Below are 20,063 nucleotides of genomic sequence, written 5' to 3' on the forward strand. Positions count from 1 at the left end.
TATGTATATTCTCTCCATTGCTTAATCAATTGAGTAAATTGATAAATTGCCGAATTTATACCGCATAAATGACCAATTTGAGTCCCATCTGCCGAATAAAATCTATTCATATTAGCTTATATAAACCAGTTATTAGAACCATAGGCAAACTTACTTAATCGATTATGTAAATCGGTTTTCAGCTTAGGTTCCTAAAGTCGGCAACGACCAATTGAAAGAGAAACCAGTTTTTAAAGCCAATATGAACAATTGTAACCAGCTAACTACATGGTGGGAAGAAGCCCTCCACGGAAATGTCAAATCTTTTGGCAGGATACATGACGAACTGTATTCCGGTTTGTATTTCTACCTCTATAAAATTATTAAAGACGAGGATGCAGCCCAGGATGTTTTACAGGAACTGTTTATAAAAATGTGGGAGCGGAGGATAACATTTGGACCTATTAAAAATGTTAAATACTATTTCTTTAAATCGGCGCGGTCACTTGCCATTAATTTTTTAAAGGCCGCGCGGCCCGAGTTTGTAGGCTTATCCGCAAGCCATGATATCGATATTGTTTTTTCGAGGGAAGATGTGCTTGTTTTGGAAGAAACCGGGAGAGAAGTGGAGCACATGCTTGCGCTTGCCTTGAATACCTTGCCAAGGCGCCAGAAGGAGATGATCTTTTTAAGGTATTTTGATAATTGGAATTACGATCAGATTGCTGAAGTAACGGGGTTACAATATCAGTCGGTAGTTAATCATGTACACAGGGGCATCAATCAACTGCGTATTAAACTTTCTGAAGGCAGTAAGATTGCCACAACCGAACTGGTGCTTTCATAAAAACGTATATAAGATTTCCTGACCTTCAAAAAAAACACCGAATGATTAAAAAAATACTTTTAAAAAGAATAACCATGGCTGTCATGACTTTGCTGATTACAGGCCAGGTATATGCACAGCATCAAAAAATCATAAACCCCGGGGCAGTTTGGCCCGATAACCGGGGAGAACATATCCAGGCGCATGGCGGAGGGATTATAAAAATAAAGAACACATACTACTGGTATGGCGAAGAAAGACGGCGGGGACTGGATTCAAATAAACGTTATGTTAGCTGTTATGCGTCAAAAGACCTGACGAACTGGACATTCAAAGGCGATGTTGTTCAGATGACCGATCCCGAAAACCTGGGGCGGCGCTGGGTTCTGGAAAGGCCCAAAGTTTTCTACAGCAAAAAGAGCCGGCAATATGTTATGTATTTCCATCTTGACAATGCAACTTATAAGTTTGCCCGGGTCGGCATCGCCGTAAGTGACAGCCCCGACGGTGATTTTAAATACCTGAAAAGCTTCAGGCCCCTGGAGCATGAAAGCCGCGACATTGGCCAGTTTATAGATGATGATGGTACGCCATACCTTGTTTTCGAAGACCGTCCGCTTGGGTTTCATATCGTCCGGCTTTCCGATGATTGCCTCAGTATTGACCGGGAAATGTGCCTGATAGCCGAGCATATGGAAGGCGGGGCTATAGTGCATTATAAGGGCCTTTATTACGCCATAGGCTCCGCGCTTACCGGCTGGAAGCCCAATCCTAACCGGTATGCCACAGCAAAAACCCTGGAAGGCCCGTGGTCGGAGTTTAAAGACATAGCGCCGAAGGAAAAAAACACATATGGTTCACAATCTACCTTATTGCTTAAAGTTAGCGGGAAGAAGGATACGACAGTATTGTATCTGGGAGATATCTGGAAACCGAAAGAACAATGGGATTCCCGGTATTTATGGATGCCTGTTCAGATCGGGGATGGTAAGCTTTGGCTTCCTGAGCCGGCTCCGTTTAAGATCGACGTGAAAAACGGCACTGCAAATTAATCAGGCATTTTCATGCAATTCATTCTTCATAAGGTTAGTTAATAGATTAAGGGGCAGGGGTGCCCCTTTTTTCGTTCCATCAGGGTGTCTCGCAGATTTAAATGGACTTCACATTACCCGGTACTAATACCGCGCCGTTTTTTGACCGGTAAAATTGGTACCGGTTAGCGCCCGCTGATTTCCATTCATTTTGTTACAATCAAGCTGGTGATCTTCGCCCATGATTTAATAATGTATTAATATTGGTGGTCTACTTTTACCGGCATATCATTATCTTATGTCACTAAAAAAAATGCTCTGCCTAATCGTTTTGCTGCTTATCTGCAGCAAGTTCGTTCGGGCGCAAGATCTCGCCGCTATTGAAAATAAACGGGTAAAATTGCCCAATGGGTGGTCATTAACACCTGTTGGCAAGAGCCTTCCCCTGGGCGATCTGCCCCTGAATATCGCGGTGAGCAAAAGCCATCATTATGCCGCGGTTACCAATAATGGGCAGAGTGTTCAAACCATTCAGCTTTTAGACGCACGTACAGATCGTGAACTGGACAAAGTACTGATCAGCAAAGCCTGGGGAGGCCTGGTTTTTAGTGCAGACGAGCAATCACTCTACGCCTCAGGAGGTGACAATAACTGGATTATTCGTTATGCCATCAATAATGATAAGCTGCTGGCAGCTGACACCATAAAGCTGGGCGAAGCATGGAGCAAAAAGCCTAATTCGGCGTCCATTTCACCTACCGGGCTGGCCCTTGATGATAAGCGCGGTGTTTTATATGTAGTTACCAAACTGGATAACAGCCTGTACCTTATCGATCTCAAGACAAAAACAGTCATTCAGCAGGTTAAATTGGGCGCAGAGGCCTATACCTGCCTGTTATCGCCCGATATGTCAAAATTGTACATCAGTCTTTGGGGTGGCGATAAGGTAGCCGTATTTGATACAAAAGAAAATAAGCTCACAGATGCCATTGCGGTAGGGGATAACCCCAATGACCTGTGCATTTCCCGGAATGGAAAATACCTGTATGTAGCCAACGGCAACGACAATACAGTATCGGTAATTGACGTGCGCAAAAGTAAAGTACTGGAAACACTGAACACCGCAGTATCACCTACGCCGCTTAGCGGTACTACCAGTAACTCGGTAGCCCTGAGTAAGGATGGTAAAACATTATACATTGCCAATGCCGATAATAACTGCCTGGCCGTGTTTAATGTAACAAAGCCGGGTGCCAGTCAGTCGCTTGGTTTTGTGCCCACGGGCTGGTATCCCAGCGTTGTGCGTGTTATAGATGATAAATTATACGTAGCCAATGCTAAAGGCTTTTCGTCGCTGCCTAATCCGCATGGGCCTAACCCGGCAGCCAAAAGTCAAACCGTTGTACTGCATGGAGGCGATCCATTCAGGCCCGCGCGTACAGAATATATCGGCGGCGGCTTATTAATGGGGACTTTGAGCATCATCCCCACGCCAACAGAAAAGCAGCTGACGGTTTATTCGCAGGCCGTAGTTCGTAATACGCCTTATCACCGGGAACAGGAAACAGGGGCTTATAGCGAAGATGGCAACCCCATTCCGGCTAAAGTAGGAGCTGCATCGCCAATAAAGTATGTTTTTTATGTTATCCAGGAAAACCGGACGTATGACCAGGTACTGTCAGATATGCCGAAGGGCAATGGCGATACAAGCCTGCTGCTGTTTGGCAAACGGATTACGCCCAATCACCACGCTTTGGCCGAAAACTTTGTGCTGCTGGATAATTTTTATGTAGATGGTGAGGTTAGTGCCGATGGGCATAACTGGAGCCTGGGCGCCTATGCTACTGATTATATGGAAAAAAACTGGCCTACCAGTTATGGCGGCCGCGGTCCGGGCGCTGTAGGCCCCGCCGCAAAAAATAAGCTCTACATCTGGGACCAGGCCAACCGGTCCAACGTAACTTTCCGTACTTATGGCGAGTTTATCAATGCCGATAATACGCCACAGATACCTGTTCTGAGAGACCATTTTACAAAAGCCTATCCCACCCGCGACCTGCGTGACCCTGATACCTTGCGGTACCAGGCCTGGGAACATGATTTTGACTCGCTGATGCGCAACAATGCCTTGCCGCGGCTAAATACCATCCGGATGCTATCAGATCATACGGAGGGCACAACTCCGGGCAGGCCTACACCCTTTGCCCATGTGGCTGATAATGATCTTGCTGTTGGCCGGCTGGTGGAGCATATCAGTAAAAGCCCGATATGGGAAAACAGCGTGATTTTTATACTTGAAGATGATGCACAGAATGGCCCCGATCACGTTGACGCTCATCGTTCGCCTGCATACATGGCCGGGGGATTTGTAAAACGTAATTTTGTTGATCACACCATGTATTCCACTTCGTCGGTGCTGCGTACTATCGAGCTGATTCTCGGCCTGCCGCCTATGACCCAGTATGATGCATCGGCTACAGCCATGTGGCGTTGTTTTAATAAAACGCCCGATACCAAACCATTTAACAGCCTGCGTTCAAATATTAACCTTAATGAACTTAATCCTAAGGGCACAAAGCTTGCAGCAATGGCCAGGGGGCTTGATTTTTCGGCAGTTGACCGGGTACCCGACGAGATCATGAACAACATGGTATGGAAAGCGATTAAAGGAGAAAATACAATTGTGCCCACGCCGGTACGGGCAGCATTTGTAAAGGCCGTTCAAAAAGCAGACGATGATGATTAACATAAGAAAAGCCTGATAAGGATGAATGAAAAAATTATCCAATCATTTTTATCAGGCTTCCCGTTTCATCAGAGGTTTGGAGATTAGGTTAGCTCATAAAAATTGACGGTATTTCACCTGCAAAGTGATTTACCACCTGGCCTATCGGTTGACTTAAAGCTTCAAAAACTCCGATGGGACTGTCAGGTTAGTCCCCGCTTCAACAATTCCTGAAAAATATTTTTCATCAGTTTCCTCTCCCCAAAACCACTCTGTTTTAACTAAACCTATAATTCATACCCAATACCAAACTGTTCTTGATTTGCAGGCTTTTACGGGCAAACCAATCTCATTTTTTATACGTTATTTTGTAGTAACCAATTATAAATGTATGGATACTTTGTTAACCGATACCCCCTCAACAGGCGGGTATGATTTTGCTATGAACGAAAATCAGCAAATGGTTGGCCAGATGGCCAAAGACTTTGCCGAACGTTATATTAAACCTCATGTAATGGAATGGGACGAAGCCCAGGTTTTCCCTATCGACTTGTTTAAACAATTGGGCGAGCTTGGCATGATGGGCATTTTTGTGCCCGAACAATATGGCGGTTCCGGTTTCGGCTATTTTGAATATGTAACCGTGATCAGTGAAATAGCCAAAGTTTGCGGTGCTATAGGTTTATCGGTTGCCGCCCATAATTCGCTTTGTACGGGGCATATCCTTGCCTTTGGCAATGAAGAGCAAAAGTTGAAGTGGCTGCCCAAACTGGCCACTGCCGAATGGCTTGGCGCCTGGGGATTAACCGAGGCCAACACCGGTTCGGACGCGCTGGGTATGAACACCACCGCCGTTTTGGATGGCGACCATTATGTAGTGAACGGCTCAAAAAACTGGATAACCCATGGTAAATCGGGCGATGTGGCGGTAGTGATGGTGCGTACAGGCAACAAGGGCGATTCGCACGGGATCTCAGCGCTGGTGATTGAAAAAGGTACGCCGGGTTTTACCCATGGTAAAAAAGAAAACAAGCTGGGTATGCGTGCTTCAGAAACCACGGAGCTTATTTTTGATAACTGCCGTGTACCAAAGGAAAATTTGCTGGGTGTTGAGGGAGAGGGCTTCAAACAGGCCATGAAAGTGTTAGACGGCGGCAGGATCTCGATAGCGGCGCTTTCGTTAGGGATTGCAAAAGGTGCTTTTGAAGCGGCGGTTGCTTACGCCAAAGAGCGCCGCCAGTTTGGACAGCCTATTGGTAATTTCCAGGGGATAGCATTTAAGCTGGCCAATATGGCTACCGAAATTGAAGCAGCCGAACTGCTGATAATGCAGGCCGCTGATCTGAAAAACCGCCACCTGCCGGTCACAAAACAATCGGCCATGGCTAAATATTTTGCCTCTGAAACGGCGGTTCGCACAGCCACCGAGGCTGTTCAGATCTTCGGTGGATATGGTTATACCAAGGATTTCCCTGTTGAGAAGTTTTATCGTGATGCCAAACTTTGCACTATAGGCGAAGGCACCAGTGAGATCCAGAAGATAGTGATTAGCAGGGAAGTGTTGAAAGGATAGGGAACCCGGTTATTCTGCCTGTAGTTATTGATTTACAATTATATTATTTGTAAACCCTCTGTATGTAAAACATATAGAGGGTTTATTTTTTTGTATTTTAGAGATTCTTCTGAACATACCCTAAAATGCTTTATAAAAGTTCTTTTTTGTAGAGACGCATCACATGCGTCTCTCATAGGGCAAGCTGCTTTTTAGAGCGTTACTATACATCTTGAATTGCAAACGGGAGACGCATGTGATGTGTCTCTACATTAAAAAATTAATGTTTTTAAACAGCTATCTTACAATTCAAATTTAGATAAGCCTACAAATTCCTGGATCCGGGCGGCTATTTCCTCTTCGCTAAGGTTTCTTAATCTTTCTGAACCAAATTTTTCAACACAGAATGAGGCCAGGGCCGAACCAAAAATGATGGCGTTTTTCATGTTGTTGAAATTAACGGTGCCTACTTTAGCCATGTAGCCAATAAAGCCGCCTGCAAAAGTATCGCCAGCGCCAGTAGGATCAAATACTTCGGCCAATGGAAGGGCGGGGGCACTAAAAATCTTATCTTCATGGAACAGCAATGCACCGTGCTCACCTTTTTTAATGATGATGTATTTAGGGCCCATGGTTAATATTTTGCGGGCGGCTTTAACTAATGAGAATTCGCCGGATAACTGGCGGGCTTCGGCATCGTTAATGGTTAGCACATCCACCAGCTGGATGGTTTTTAAAAGCTCATCAAGGGCAATATCCATCCAAAAGTTCATGGTGTCCATTACAATGAGCTTAGGACGGTTTTTAAGGCGCGCTATAACTGTTTGCTGTACTTGTGGAGAAAGGTTGCCCAGCATCAGGTATTCGCAATCCTGGTAACTATCCGGGATAATTGGATCGAAAGCTTCCAATACATTAAGCTCAGTTACCAGGGTATCCCGGCTATTCATGTCGTTATGGTAACGCCCGCTCCAGAAAAATGATTTTTCGCCCTGTTTTACCTGCAGGCCTTCGGTATTAACGTTGTGCTTTTGAAGGTCCTCAATCTCGTGCTGCGGGAAATCATCGCCAACAACCGCAACAATTTTTATTTTATCATAAAAGTAAGAAGCGCCCAAACTTGCAAAGGTTGCAGAGCCGCCTACTATTTTATCGGTTTTACCAAAAGGGGTTTCAATGGCATCAAACGCCACAGTGCCAATAACTAACAAACTCATGTAAAGATATTTATATTTTTTTGCCGCAAATATTGTGAAAATTAAGGGATAATCATTCATTGATGCCGGTTTGTGATGCCAATTTTCATTTGAGAAAACATAATTTAAGCAGTTTCAGAAACCTGGCGGCTGAAAAAAGGGCTCTGCAGAAAGAATTGCGGGAACTAAAAAAAAATACAATGTGTCATTGGGTTTTAAGTAGCACATAATCAGGGGCTAAAAAAGCCTGTAAAAAATATTTTAAATTTTTTTTAATAAAAATTGTGAAATATCCGTTGAGTTTTTACCTTTGCCCCACTCCAAACCGGATTAGATTCCTGAGTAGCTCAGCCGGTTAGAGCATCTGACTGTTAATCAGAGGGTCGCTGGTTCGAGCCCAGCCTCAGGAGCAAAAAAGCCTCACATGTCTGTGAGGCTTTTTTTATATCTGATATTCTGCAGATCACTTTGCAGGCGATGATCCACAAAACATGCGAAAATGAGACGATATGCATGTATTTTGACACGATATGAAGATATCCCGGCATCACTTTCACTTATTTTTACGATCTGAATAAGACTTCAATTATATATTGTTCATGAACCAATCTAACCGATTTAAGTCATTGGTCTTACCGGCCCGTACATGCACAGGAAAGAAAAACACCCGCTGAACATTGGCAACGCCTGCTTTAGCGTCCGGCCAAATATCTACCAACTCTAATCTTATACATGGACAATAATAAACTGATCACCAAACCACATTACCCGATACTGGATGGCTTGCGCGGTGTTGCAGCCATTATCGTAGTTACCTTTCACCTAACCGAACCATTGGGGAGCGGCCATCTGGATATCATAGTTAACCACGGGTACCTGGCTGTCGATTTCTTTTTCCTGCTATCGGGTTTCGTTATGGGCTATGCTTATGACGACCGCTGGCATAAAATGACAATCGGCAGTTTTTTTAAACGCCGTATCGAGCGACTTCAGCCTATGGTAATTCTCGGGATGACATTGGGTGCCATAGGTTTTTATTTTACAGATTCTACGCTGTGGCCGCTCATTCATACTGTACCAATTTGGAAGATGCTGCTGGTAATGCTGATCGGTTATACCATCCTGCCGGTACCGCTGTCTTTGGATATTCGCGGCTGGCAGGAAATGCATCCTCTTAACAGCGTAGGATGGTCATTGTTCTTTGAATACATCGCCAACATTCTTTATGCGGTTTGGATAAGAAAATTTTCAAAAACTACATTGTCGGTTTTAGTATGCGTTGCAGCTGTAGCATTTGCGCACCTGGCTATCACCAATGGAGATGTCAGCGGCGGCTGGACACTTAACGTGGAACAGGTGCGCGTTGGCATTACCCGCACCATATACCCATTCTTTGCCGGCCTGTTGCTTTCACGTATTGCTAAACCAGCCCGCATCAGGCACGCATTTTTATGGTGCAGTGTTTTAATATCGATAGTAATGTATATGCCGCGCATCGGCGGTGCTGCCCATCTTTGGATGAACGGGATCTATGAGTCCGTTTGCATTATTATCATGTTTCCGCTTATCGTTTATCTTGGCGCCGGCGGTAAGGTCCATACCCAAACGGAGAGCAGGGTATGCAGGTTTCTCGGCGATATATCCTATCCTCTTTACCTGGTGCATTATCCGCTGGTTTATTTTTACGTGGCATGGATCAGCAATCATAAAGGCGTAACCATAGTACAGGCCTGGCCTTATGCCTTAGTTATTTTGATTGGTGCAATTTTCCTGGCGTATATTACTTTGAAATGGTATGATGAGCCGGTGCGTAGCTGGCTGCGAAAAAAGCTTGGTTAAAAAGAGATCTTGAACAAAAGCGGCCTCAGCGTACCTTGACAGGCAAAGCATTAAAAGCAATAAAACATGGCCTGAATTTCTTAAATTCGTAGCATAAGAGATAAAACTTACGGTAAAGGAGGGTCAGCAAAATTAATATTGAGCAAACTTTCGAAATACCGGTTAGCAAAGCGTTAAGTGAACAAAAGCATTTAATTTGTCTATAAAAAGCATAATACCTTACCACCTATGAAAATAACACGCGTTTTTATGTTTTCCTGCCTCCTTATATTGGGCTGCACCGGGCCGAAAAAGCTGGCTGACGCCGGCAATGCCGATAAAGGCTGGACGAAGCTGTTTAACGGGACCGACATTAATGATTGGTTTGTGAAGATCAATCACCACCTGGTTGGCGAAAATTATGGCAATACCTTTCGGGTAGAAGATGGCATGATCAGGGTTAGCTATGATCAGTACGGCGATTTCAACGATCAGTTTGGTCATTTGTATTACAAAACCCCGTTCTCTTACTATCACCTGCGGTTTGAATACCGCTTTGTTGGTAAACAGCAAAAAGGCGCACCAGACTACACACTCCTTAACAGCGGCGTCATGTTTCATTCACAGGATCCCCGAACTATGCTAAAGGACCAGGATTGGCCGATATCGATAGAAATGCAGTTATTAGGCGGTCTGAGCGACGGGAAACCAAGGCCAACAGGGAATATGTGCTCACCCGGCACTGATGTTGTTTATAAAGGAAAGGTTTCGCCCGATCATTGTATCAACTCTACTTCAAAAACCTATGACGGTGACCAGTGGGTAAAAGGCGAACTAATTGTTCAGGGCAACAAATTAATTACCCATATTATCAACGGCGATACCGTACTTCAATATTCAAGGCCTACCATTGGCGGCGGCGTGGCACATGGCTATGATCCTAAATACAAGCAGGATGGCAAATTACTAAGCAGCGGCTTTATCGCTCTGCAAAGTGAAGGACAGCCCGTCGATTTCAGGAATATAGAGATTAAACAGTTGCCGGATACAGACCGGTAGGTTGTAAACGAAAGCCGGGCTCGTTAATATTTCTCCTGAGTTAACAACAGCCGTTAATTGGGCGAAAATAACACGTTATACGAAACTATTTCCCGTAAATACCGTATGACTGGCAAGCAGGACTAACTTAAAACAAGCTCCCGGTAACCCGGAATTATCATGAACGTTAAAGGCGGTTTGGTCAATATAAATTCTTACCCGATAGAACTTATTAAGACTAAATTCCTGAAACCAAATTAATAAGTTCCGCAAGATAAGAGCATTTATTCAGCCGCTGCAATGCTTGTTTTGGCTATAACATCAACCGATTAAAAATACGATAAAACTACCAGCAAAATAATAATGAGGCCAATATCGCTTTTTATCTGGTGTTTATACCTGCTTTTTCCCGGATTATCCTATTCGCAAACACTCGCCCTTAAATTTAAACAGCTCAGCACAAATGAAGGCCTGTCACAAAGCCATGTAGTAACCATTATTAAAGATAGCCGTGGTTTTATGTGGTTTGGCACCGAAGATGGCCTTAATAAGTACGACGGTTATAAGTTTACGCATTATAAGCACGACCAGAATAATAAAACAACCATCATCGATAACTATGTATTAGCTATAACGGAAGACAGTTATCATAATTTATGGATTGGAACCGAAAGCGGGCTTGACAGATTTGACCGGGCCTCAAATACATTTATCCACTATTCCAATCATTTAACTTTTGCTGTACAGTCTGTTTTTTTGGATAGTAAAAAAAGGATGTGGTTGGGCACCAGCAAGGGTTTATATCTGTTTAATGCTGCAAATGGTTCATTTAAAAGATTCACACATGCCGCGAATGGCACAAACAGTATAGCTAACGATTTCATTTACCAGGTTACCGAGGATAATAATGGCTGGTTATGGATAGGTACCGATGACGGGCTTTACCATTTTAATCCACAAAACGGTAAGTTTATTGGTTATGTTCATGATCCTGCAAACCAAAACAGCATCGGCGCCAGCTGGGTAAAGGCGGTATACAAAGATAGCAAAGGCAATATTTGGGCAGGTACACATGGAGGAGGCCTGGCATTATATAACAATAAAAATAATTCGTTTATAAATTTCAAACACGACCCTGATAACAGCAACAGTATTTGCCATAACGATATTCTTTCGATACTCGAAAACGGCGACGGGAAACTCTGGATAGGGACCGAAAATGGCGGCATAAGTGTGCTCGATTATCCGGCCAATAAATTTACTTGCTACAAATTTGATGCAAACGACCATCACAGCCTGAGCAGTAACTCGGTTTATTGTTTATATAAAGATGATACGGGGAATACCTGGATAGGCACTTATTCGGGCGGTGTTGATTTTTTGCCTGGCTTTGGCGATAAATTCAGTTCCTACAGTCAAAACCCCAACAACCCGAATAGTTTGAGCAACAACAACGTGCTGGCCATCTCCGGTGATGATAGTGACGAAAATATTTGGATAGGCACCGACGGGGGCGGCCTTAATTTATTTAATCGCAAGAAAAAGACCTTTGTTCATTACCTGCATAGTGATAATAACAGCAACACCATAAGTAATAATTATGTAATGGCCATAGTGCCAATAAATAAAGATGTTATTGGTATTGGTTATCATATTGGCGGGTTTGACCTGTTTGATAAAAAAAAGGGAGCCTTTACACATCACATGCCCCAGGCAAATAATCCGCGTAGCCTCTCCCTTTCAGATATCAACAATATGTATAAAGACCGTGACGGCAATATATGGTTAGGGACCTGGAAAGGGGGCCTTAATCATTATAACGTAAAAACCGGTCTCTTTACACGGTACAGGAACAACCCGGAAGATAACAACAGCATAAGCAGTGATATTGTTACAGCAGTGTTTCAGGATAAACAGGGCAATATGTGGATAGGCACTGATGATAACGGGTTGAATGTATTTAACCCTAAAACAGGCCGCTTTACGCACTACACGCACGATGAGAGGGATAAACGCAGCTTATCAAACAACACTGTCGAGTCGATTATCGAAACCGATAACGGTGATATATGGATAGGTACCAACGGCGGCGGCCTTAACCTGTTTAACAAGCATAACCAAACATTTACTATATACACCGAAAGAGAGGGTTTGCCTAATAATGTGATCTATGCGATTTTGAAAGACCGCAAAGGTAACCTCTGGTTAAGCACCAACAAGGGGATCTCGCGGTTTAATCCCAAAACAAAAGCCATCAGAAACTATGACATTTCTGACGGATTGCAGGGAGATGAATTTAAAGGCCATTCCTGTTTTCAAACTGCCGACGGGGAAATGTTTTTTGGCGGCGTAAACGGATTCAGTACTTTTTATCCCGATAGTTTAAAAGATAATGACTTTGTCCCTCCTGTTTATATTACCGGGCTGCAGATTTTCAATAAGGAGGTAAACGCCGGGGCTAAAAACTCCCCGCTTCAAAAAGATATCAGCGAAACAGACTCCATAAACCTATCTTACAAACAGTCGGTACTTACATTTGAGTTTGCGGCCCTGAATTATACCATTCCCGAAAAAAACCAATATGCCTACAAGCTGGAAGGGTTTGATAAAGATTGGAATTATGTTGGCAATAAAAGAACGGCCACTTATACCAACCTTGATCCGGGTAGTTATACATTCAGGGTTAAGGCATCAAATAATGATTGCAAATGGAATAACAAAGGCACATTTATCATCATCAACATTAAGCCTCCTTTTTGGCTTACCTGGTGGTTTAAATTAATTGTAGCGTTAATTTTTATAATCAGCGGCCCGGCATTTTATCTTATCCGTACACGTTCTATATTAAAGCAAAAGGCCGAGCTTGAGCGCCAGGTGAAAGAACGTACCGGGCAGCTGGCCCGTGCCATAGAAGTTGAAAAAAAATTAGCCCTCGAGGCCGAGGAGGCTAACAAGGCTAAAAGCATATTTTTGGCTACCATGAGCCATGAGATCCGCACACCTATGAATGGGGTGATCGGGATGGCGTCGTTACTGGCCGAAACTCCTTTGGATGAAGAGCAGCGTACTTTTGCCGAATCCATACAAACCTGCGGCGAAGACCTGCTGGCGGTGATTAACGATATTTTAGATTTTTCGAAAATAGAATCGGGCAATATGGAGCTGGAGGAAAAGGATTTTAGCCTGCGTACCTGTATTGAAGAGGTTTTTGATGTTTTTGCCCTAAAAGCCGCCCACCTGAAGCTGGACCTGGTTTACCAGATTGACTATGATGTACCGGCGCAAATTATTGGCGATAGTTTAAGGCTTCGCCAGATCCTGATCAATTTAATCAGTAACGCTATCAAGTTTACCAAAAAGGGTGAAATTTATGTAGCCGTGCATTTGCTCAGCATATCAGATGATAACCAAATCGAATTAGGCTTTGAGATAAAAGATACCGGCATTGGTATTTCTGCCGATAAGCTGCACCGGCTATTTAAAGCATTTTCGCAGGTTGACTCATCAACCACCCGGCAATACGGAGGTACCGGCCTTGGCCTGGTTATAAGTGAACAACTTGTAAAATTAATGGGCGGCAAAATCAGTGTAGAAAGTGAAGTTGACAAAGGAAGTACGTTCAGGTTTTCTATTCACTCGCAAAAAAGTTTACTACAGGACCCTGTACAAATAAACCATACCATGCAGGGTTTTGAAAAGAGCGAAATTTTGGTTGTTGATGATAATGATACCAATTGCAGAATTTTAAAGGCTCAACTGGAGCAGTGGCAACTAAGCCCGGTAGTAGCCAAATCAGGCGAACAGGCTCTTGAGATCCTGGCGCAGCAGCAGCAGCATGATTTTAAGCTTGTTATTACCGATATGCAAATGCCCTTTATGGATGGGATTGAACTGGCAACCTTAATACGGGCCAAATACCCCGAATTACCTATAATGCTGTTGAGCTCCATCAGCTATGTTTTCCATAAAGATAACCCCGGTTTGTTTTGTTCTATACTAACCAAACCTGCAAAACAGCATAACTTATACAAGCACATTATAAAGGAACTTGGCAAGCATGTAAGTTCTGCCACTCATGAGTCGCTGCACAGCGATACTGCAAATCATAAACTGCCTGATAATTTTTCAGAAAGTTACCCATTGAGGATTTTGGTTGCCGAAGATAACCAGATGAACCAAAAACTGATCATGAAGATATTGAGTAAGTTAGGATATGAAGCCGCTTTGGCAGCAGACGGCCTGGAGGTACTGGATTTGGTTAATAAAAAAACATTCGATGTTATTTTAATGGATGTACAAATGCCCAAAATGGATGGCCTGGAAGCTACGCGAATAATAAAGAAGCGTTTCCCGGAACGGCCTTTTATTATAGCGATGACGGCCAATGCCCTCCAATCCGATCTGCAAATTTGTATAGATGCAGGTATGGACGATTATATAAGCAAACCATTTAAATTAGATGACCTGGTTAAAAAACTTGTAAAATGGGCAGGGAAGAATACAAGTACCACGTAGCCCTGAAACAGCAGGATATAACAAGTTGAATAAAATTGCAAAATATCAATGAAAATTATACTTTTGCAATCCCCAACCGGACAACACTCCTGAGTAGCTCAGCCGGTTAGAGCATCTGACTGTTAATCAGAGGGTCGCTGGTTCGAGCCCAGCCTCAGGAGCCTTAAAATCAATGATTTAACCCCACTCTGGCGAGTGGGGTTTTTTTATTTTCATAAAATTTGAATACTTTTTCGATAGTCGAAAAAAAATGGCTTATCGGAATCGCTATTTTGCCGGTAATTATGACCTTTTATTTCAGTGATCATCCCCTATCGGTTTGACTTTTTTCAATTAACCCTGATTACTGATTTTCCGACGATGTGCGCTTTAGGAGCCTCAGCGTAAGCAGTTTTAAATGAATCAAAGGAATAAGCCTTGCTGACTAAGACAGAAAGTCCCGCTTCTATATATCTTTTAAGTTCTTTTAAATATAGCTGCGAAGGTTTAAGCATGAGGACCTTATATTTTTGGGGTGAAAAAAGACTGATGAAAAAAGCGGAGACGATTTCTTTTGGCCCCGGAGCAGTATGCACATAGACAGAAGAAGTCTTCATAATCTTTTTTGCAACACTATAAGACATTTGATTAGATAGATCGATCACCACATCGTAAAGCTTTCCGGCTTTAAGAACATCTTCCTTGCGGTAGTTAATTACAAAATCACTGCCCCAATCTTTTGCTGCCTTTAAGCCACCATCACTTACAACGGCTGTAATGGTGGCTCCTTTCGTTTTGGCAATCTGTATGGCGAACATGCCTATTCCTCCGGAAGCACCATTGATCAGCACCTCCGAGCCGGTTTGAATATTGACTAAGGTATCGAACAGCTGGATCGCCGCAGAGCCTACCACCGGCGCGGCGGCCGCCTGCTCAAAAGAAATTCCCATGGGTTTAGTTGCAATATCTTTTTCCTCTGCAATAATATATTCAGCTAAAGCCGCCCCTTTAAAAACATCAAGCAGGCCGTATACTTCGTCTCCTTCTTTATAGTTTTTAATGGAACTACCGGTTGCCTCAACTATACCTGAAAAATCGATACCGGTGCCTCTTGGAAATTTGCTGCCTGACATTAATTTCATTTCGCCGTTTCTTATCTTCCAGTCCAGGGGATTGATGGAGACTGCTTTGACCTTGATCAGGATTGTTGTTTCACTGACCTCTGGAATAACTGTATCGGTCATTTCCAACACATCGGCGTTGCCGAATTTATGATAAACTATCTTTTTCATTTTTGATCTCTTATTGAATTAATTAAATAATACCGGATAATCTGTATAGCCTTTAGCGCCCGGTGTGTAAAGGGTGGTAAAGTCAGGGGCATTCAGTTCTGAGCCATGGATGATTCGCTGTTCCAGATCGGGATTGGCCAGGAATCCCCTACCAAATGCGATCAGGTCTGCATCTCCTTTATCCAGTTCGGCTTCAGCCCCTTCGGCAGTAAAGGTATTGCAGTAAATGAGCGTTCCTTCGAATTCGGTACGGATGGCGTTTAAGGTTTGTGCTGGAACCTGCGGGCTGAGACTGATGTGGATATAGGCCAGGCCGATCCGGTTAAACTCCCGGCTTAAATAAATGTATGTTTCCTCGGTTGTGTCTGCCTCATAAGCCTGCAGGTCGCCAAGGGTAGAGTTAGGCGAAATTCTTACACCTGTTTTTTCTTTACCTATCGCTTCTGCTACTTGTTCTGCAACTTCAATAGCAAATCTGGACCTGTTTTCAATACTTCCGCCATAAACATCGGTACGGTCATTAACGTTAGGGTTAAGGAATTGTTCGATCAGGTAGCCATTTGCAGCATGCAGTTCCACGCCGTCGAAACCAGCAGCTATTGCATTTTTTGCAGCGGTGACATACTGGCCGATCACCTCTTTTACCCCTTGCGTTGATAATGCTACAGGTACGGGGTAATCCTGCATACCTGCTGTATCGGTATGCATTTGCCCTGCCGCCGGGATAGCAGAAACACCAATCACTCGCACTCCTTCTGGCAGGTTAGCCTGGTGGCCGATGCGGCCGGTATGCATCAGCTGCAGGAAAATTTTGGTATTGTTTTGGTGTACCGCTGCGGTGGTTAATTTCCAGCCTTCAATTTGTTCATTGGAGAATATGCCGGGGATACGGGCATAACCAAGGCCTTCCGGTGCAGGAGCAGTTCCCTCGGTAATGATCAGCCCGGCCCCGCGGCGTTGACTGTAATATTCTTTCATAAGTGCGTTGGGCAGGTTGTCAATAGCACGACTGCGGGTCATGGGTGCCATCACTAAATGATTCTTTAAATTCAGTGCCTGGCTGGTATAGGGCATCAGTAACTTTTTCATATCGTTTGTTTTATTTGATATGTCAAATGTCCGCAGGATATGACGGTTAAAATAGCGCCTCAAGCCCGAAAAATAGTCCTATCCGACGAGCGTGTATTTTTTGGGGGGGGTTCCAAAGTGTTTTTCGAAAAGCCGTGAGAAGTGGCTGAGGTTCGAAAACCCAAGCCGGTAACCAGCCTCAGAAACGGAGTAACCCGCATGTTTTAATAAAAAGCCGGCTTCCTGCATCCTTTCATTCTGGTAAAAGTTATAAATAGTATCGCCAAAGGTCTGCTTAAACAAATGCTTCATTTTTGTTTCGCTCAGGCCGGCATTGGCTGCAAGTTCGCTTAAATGAGGTGGCTGACCCAAGTCAGCCAGTACAGCAGTCCTGATCAGGTATAATTTATCTATATCAGCTTTGTTAACAGGACTTTGTTTGTCGCTGTCTCTTTCCAGCAGTTTATCAAACAACAGGTAGATCATCTCATGCGCCTTGTTACTATAAAACAGCTCACTCAATTTATTTTGTTCGTTGATCTCCGAAACAAGCTTCAAAACCCTCGCCACATCCGGGTACATCTTTTCATGATAGAAGAATAGATTATCGCTATTTAAAATAGTTTCCAAAGGACCATTAACCTGGTCTACCCGCAGGATGTCGGAAAGCAATTGCCTCTTGATGCCGATGACACCAAAATAGACCTCGACATTGGCGGGAAAAATAGTTTCGGTGGATATAGCGGTGGAGGCGATTTGGATTGACGACCCATTCTTCTTTAAAAATTCTACTGCCGTTTCCCGGTCAATAGCAGATCCTGCAGGTAGCTCATTACTGTTGAATACAATGGAGATCAAATCACTGACTTCAGCGGGGGACTTACGCTTTAAATGAAATTCCTCTTTCAAAGTATAATGATGCAATACGAACTTAAAGCCGGGTGCTACATCAATCGCCTTAATGTGACCTTCGCCCATATGCGGCGGAATTTTCAGTTCATTCTTGAAAACGGGAATATTAAAATGGTTGCCAAAGCTTTTGACAAAATTAAAACCTGCCTGCACCGTAAATTCAAAAGTCATGTTTAAAAATATGGATTTTATATCTTAATGTTTTTAACAAGGTAGATAGCGACACGTTTTTGTTAAAGCCTAAATCCTCAACATTATTAATTAATTGAATTAGTCGGGCATTGTATATTTAAATTAAGGCTTAGGTATTCTATTATTTTACCCATCATATTTTGTTACACTCAGATTTTATTTAGTTCTCAACTATCAAAATCTAATTATTTCTTTTATTTTTTTGTGTCCGACTCGGACATTCCCGGAGTGATGTCCGGATCGTCATAATTAATTTACATCTATAACCACCCAAAAAAGCTGTTATGGAAATATTAACTTTTTGTAATTGATGTTTTGTATCAGTGCCTCGTTAGCTATTATATCAATAGTGCAACGCATCGCTAATGCGGTTATGGGATTGGAATCATTGATCTCCGATAAGAGCGCGGAATTGAATTACCTGTTTTCAATGAAATTAAGCCTAACAGTCAGAGGGTCGCTGGTTCGAGCCCAGCCTCAGGAGCAAAGCCTCACAAACAATTGGGGCTTTTTTATTTGACACAGCCCGGACTGATCCATTAAAATTCAGATCTCTCATTTCCTGAAACCAAAAGGTTCAATAGCTTTGCAATCCAACAAAAGGTTAATTATTATGGAATACTCAAAAACCTATATTGCAAAAGATGAGCATATAGATGTACAGGAGATCATGGATGGTTTATATTATCCGTTTTATATGGAATATTGCAGGCATGATTATATCAGGGAAATATTGGGGTTTGATTTTGAAACCGAAGCCAAAAACGGCATTTACATGGTACTTTCAAACTATAGCATCAGCTTTCTCAGATCACTAAAAAAGGGCGATGAATTTAAAGTTACCTGCACCTTGTATACTGATAAAGGGGGCTTGCCAAAGCTGCACTTTAAACAATCTATTATATGCAACAATAAGGTAATGACCAAAGCTGTATTTACGGGCACCTGTGTGCCGGCAACAGGCGGCAGACCGTATTTACCGGCCTCGGTATTGGAAAAAATAAAGGATGCCCTTGTTCTTGAAGATTAAGCGACCGGCAGAGCGCCTGCCCCTGCCGGATAATCATGCGGCACGGTAGCATGCATGCAAAAGAGGCTACCTGTGGGATAGCCTCTTTTGAGATTGCTTAAAGCCTGAAATAACCGATGTATTATGAATCGGCCTGCTGCAACTTAGCATTTTATGCAGCGGCAGGAGCTGTGTATGTAGCCGGATAAAGTTTACGGAACATCAGGTAGGTAACCGTTACCATGATAAATGCAACAATGGCATCTATGGTGGCGGGAAAACCGAGTACAGCGATTTTAGATAAAAAAGCAAATATAATATCGAAGAAAATACCTGCAAATACCCATTCTTTTAATCTAAGCAATCTGTTAGGTGTTAAAAGAACAGCTACTCCCGAAAGTTTAGCGACACCAAGGATATAAATAAAGTGTGGAGGATAGCCCAGTTTTAAGGTGATATCCCACACAAACTGGTTTTTGGTCAGCTCGCCAAATCCGCTTGCTGCAAACCATAATGAAGTCAATGCTGTTCCTATCCAATAGATTGTTTTTACTGTTTTTGTTGTCATGATATGTAGTTTTGAGTTGTTTGATGGCTCAAAATTGTGGCAAAATCAACGGATATCTAACCACTTTCGGGATGAAGCAGACAAACTAAGCTCCTGGTCGGACAATCCGGACCCCGACTTCCATAGGGCATTGATGTAAACTGCTTCAATATGTTAATTAAAGCGTGCCTTAAAGTTTTCTATCCCTCAGATAATGATTGCAGCGATCCCGGTGACGGGCGTATAAACTAAACGCGACGGGGCCGGAAAGACGGGTTTTTATCATACTGTTAAATAGATTAACATGTAATGCCTGGCGCTAATTTTTTCAATGTTTGAAATGTCCGGTTCAGGGACTTTTTTGTCGGGTTAACGCACTTGAAC

At 43.2% G+C, this 20,063-nt stretch carries 13 protein-coding genes and 2 tRNA genes; 10 read left to right on the top strand and 5 right to left on the bottom strand.

Annotated elements, in window-relative coordinates:
- The first annotated feature begins 241 nt into the window (after positions 1-241).
- The 4 genes from FHW88_RS00645 (at position 242) to FHW88_RS00660 (ending at position 6,134) form a co-directional block, all read left to right on the top strand.
- Positions 242-826, top strand: coding sequence for an RNA polymerase sigma factor (locus FHW88_RS00645; protein ID WP_176622361.1), 585 nt, complete (start codon positions 242-244; stop codon positions 824-826).
- Between the two features lie 41 nt (positions 827-867).
- Positions 868-1,857 (top strand): family 43 glycosylhydrolase, encoded by a 990-nt coding sequence (locus tag FHW88_RS00650; RefSeq protein ID WP_208102419.1) that lies wholly within the window; start codon positions 868-870, stop codon positions 1,855-1,857.
- Between the two features lie 277 nt (positions 1,858-2,134).
- A complete protein-coding gene (locus tag FHW88_RS00655) occupies positions 2,135-4,582 on the top strand; it encodes a bifunctional YncE family protein/alkaline phosphatase family protein (protein WP_176622363.1) in 2,448 nt (815 codons plus the stop codon).
- Between the two features lie 370 nt (positions 4,583-4,952).
- On the top strand, positions 4,953-6,134 hold the full coding sequence (locus FHW88_RS00660) for an acyl-CoA dehydrogenase (protein ID WP_129568600.1): 1,182 nt from the start codon (positions 4,953-4,955) through the stop codon (positions 6,132-6,134).
- 281 nt (positions 6,135-6,415) lie between these two features.
- Here FHW88_RS00660 and FHW88_RS00665 read toward each other — a convergent pair whose 3' ends face one another.
- Positions 6,416-7,330, bottom strand: coding sequence for a PfkB family carbohydrate kinase (locus FHW88_RS00665; protein ID WP_176622365.1), 915 nt, complete (start codon positions 7,328-7,330; stop codon positions 6,416-6,418).
- Positions 7,331-7,645: 315 nt separating this feature from the next.
- Between FHW88_RS00665 and FHW88_RS00670 the strand changes: the two genes are divergently transcribed.
- From FHW88_RS00670 to FHW88_RS00690, 5 genes are all read left to right on the top strand, one after another.
- Positions 7,646-7,719: transfer RNA gene (locus FHW88_RS00670), tRNA-Asn, on the top strand.
- Between the two features lie 322 nt (positions 7,720-8,041).
- A complete protein-coding gene (locus FHW88_RS00675; RefSeq protein WP_176622367.1) occupies positions 8,042-9,148 on the top strand; it encodes an acyltransferase family protein in 1,107 nt (368 codons plus the stop codon).
- Positions 9,149-9,376: 228 nt separating this feature from the next.
- Positions 9,377-10,186, top strand: coding sequence for a DUF1080 domain-containing protein (locus FHW88_RS00680; RefSeq protein WP_176622369.1), 810 nt, complete (start codon positions 9,377-9,379; stop codon positions 10,184-10,186).
- 342 nt (positions 10,187-10,528) lie between these two features.
- Positions 10,529-14,680 (top strand): hybrid sensor histidine kinase/response regulator, encoded by a 4,152-nt coding sequence (locus tag FHW88_RS00685; protein WP_176622371.1) that lies wholly within the window; start codon positions 10,529-10,531, stop codon positions 14,678-14,680.
- A gap of 87 nt (positions 14,681-14,767) precedes the next feature.
- A tRNA-Asn gene (locus tag FHW88_RS00690) sits at positions 14,768-14,841 on the top strand.
- Positions 14,842-15,009: 168 nt separating this feature from the next.
- On the opposite strand, the gene FHW88_RS00695 is transcribed toward FHW88_RS00690, so the two are convergent.
- The 3 genes from FHW88_RS00695 to FHW88_RS00705 form a co-directional block, all read right to left on the bottom strand.
- On the bottom strand, positions 15,010-15,951 hold the full coding sequence (locus FHW88_RS00695; RefSeq protein ID WP_176622373.1) for an NAD(P)-dependent alcohol dehydrogenase: 942 nt from the start codon (positions 15,949-15,951) through the stop codon (positions 15,010-15,012).
- Positions 15,952-15,969: 18 nt separating this feature from the next.
- Complete coding sequence (locus FHW88_RS00700) at positions 15,970-17,040, bottom strand: alkene reductase (RefSeq protein ID WP_176622375.1); 1,071 nt, start codon at positions 17,038-17,040, stop codon at positions 15,970-15,972.
- 78 nt (positions 17,041-17,118) lie between these two features.
- A complete protein-coding gene (locus tag FHW88_RS00705; RefSeq protein ID WP_176622377.1) occupies positions 17,119-18,102 on the bottom strand; it encodes a helix-turn-helix transcriptional regulator in 984 nt (327 codons plus the stop codon).
- A gap of 634 nt (positions 18,103-18,736) precedes the next feature.
- On the opposite strand from FHW88_RS00705, the gene FHW88_RS00710 reads away from it, so the two are divergent.
- On the top strand, positions 18,737-19,153 hold the full coding sequence (locus tag FHW88_RS00710; RefSeq protein WP_176622379.1) for an acyl-CoA thioesterase: 417 nt from the start codon (positions 18,737-18,739) through the stop codon (positions 19,151-19,153).
- A 151-nt stretch (positions 19,154-19,304) separates the two neighbouring features.
- Here the strand turns inward: FHW88_RS00710 and FHW88_RS00715 are convergent, their stop codons facing one another.
- On the bottom strand, positions 19,305-19,700 hold the full coding sequence (locus tag FHW88_RS00715; RefSeq protein ID WP_176622381.1) for a DoxX family protein: 396 nt from the start codon (positions 19,698-19,700) through the stop codon (positions 19,305-19,307).
- Positions 19,701-20,063 lie beyond the last annotated feature (363 nt).

The organism is Mucilaginibacter sp. SG538B, from assembly GCF_013376065.1.
GTDB classification, from domain to species: domain Bacteria; phylum Bacteroidota; class Bacteroidia; order Sphingobacteriales; family Sphingobacteriaceae; genus Mucilaginibacter; species Mucilaginibacter rubeus.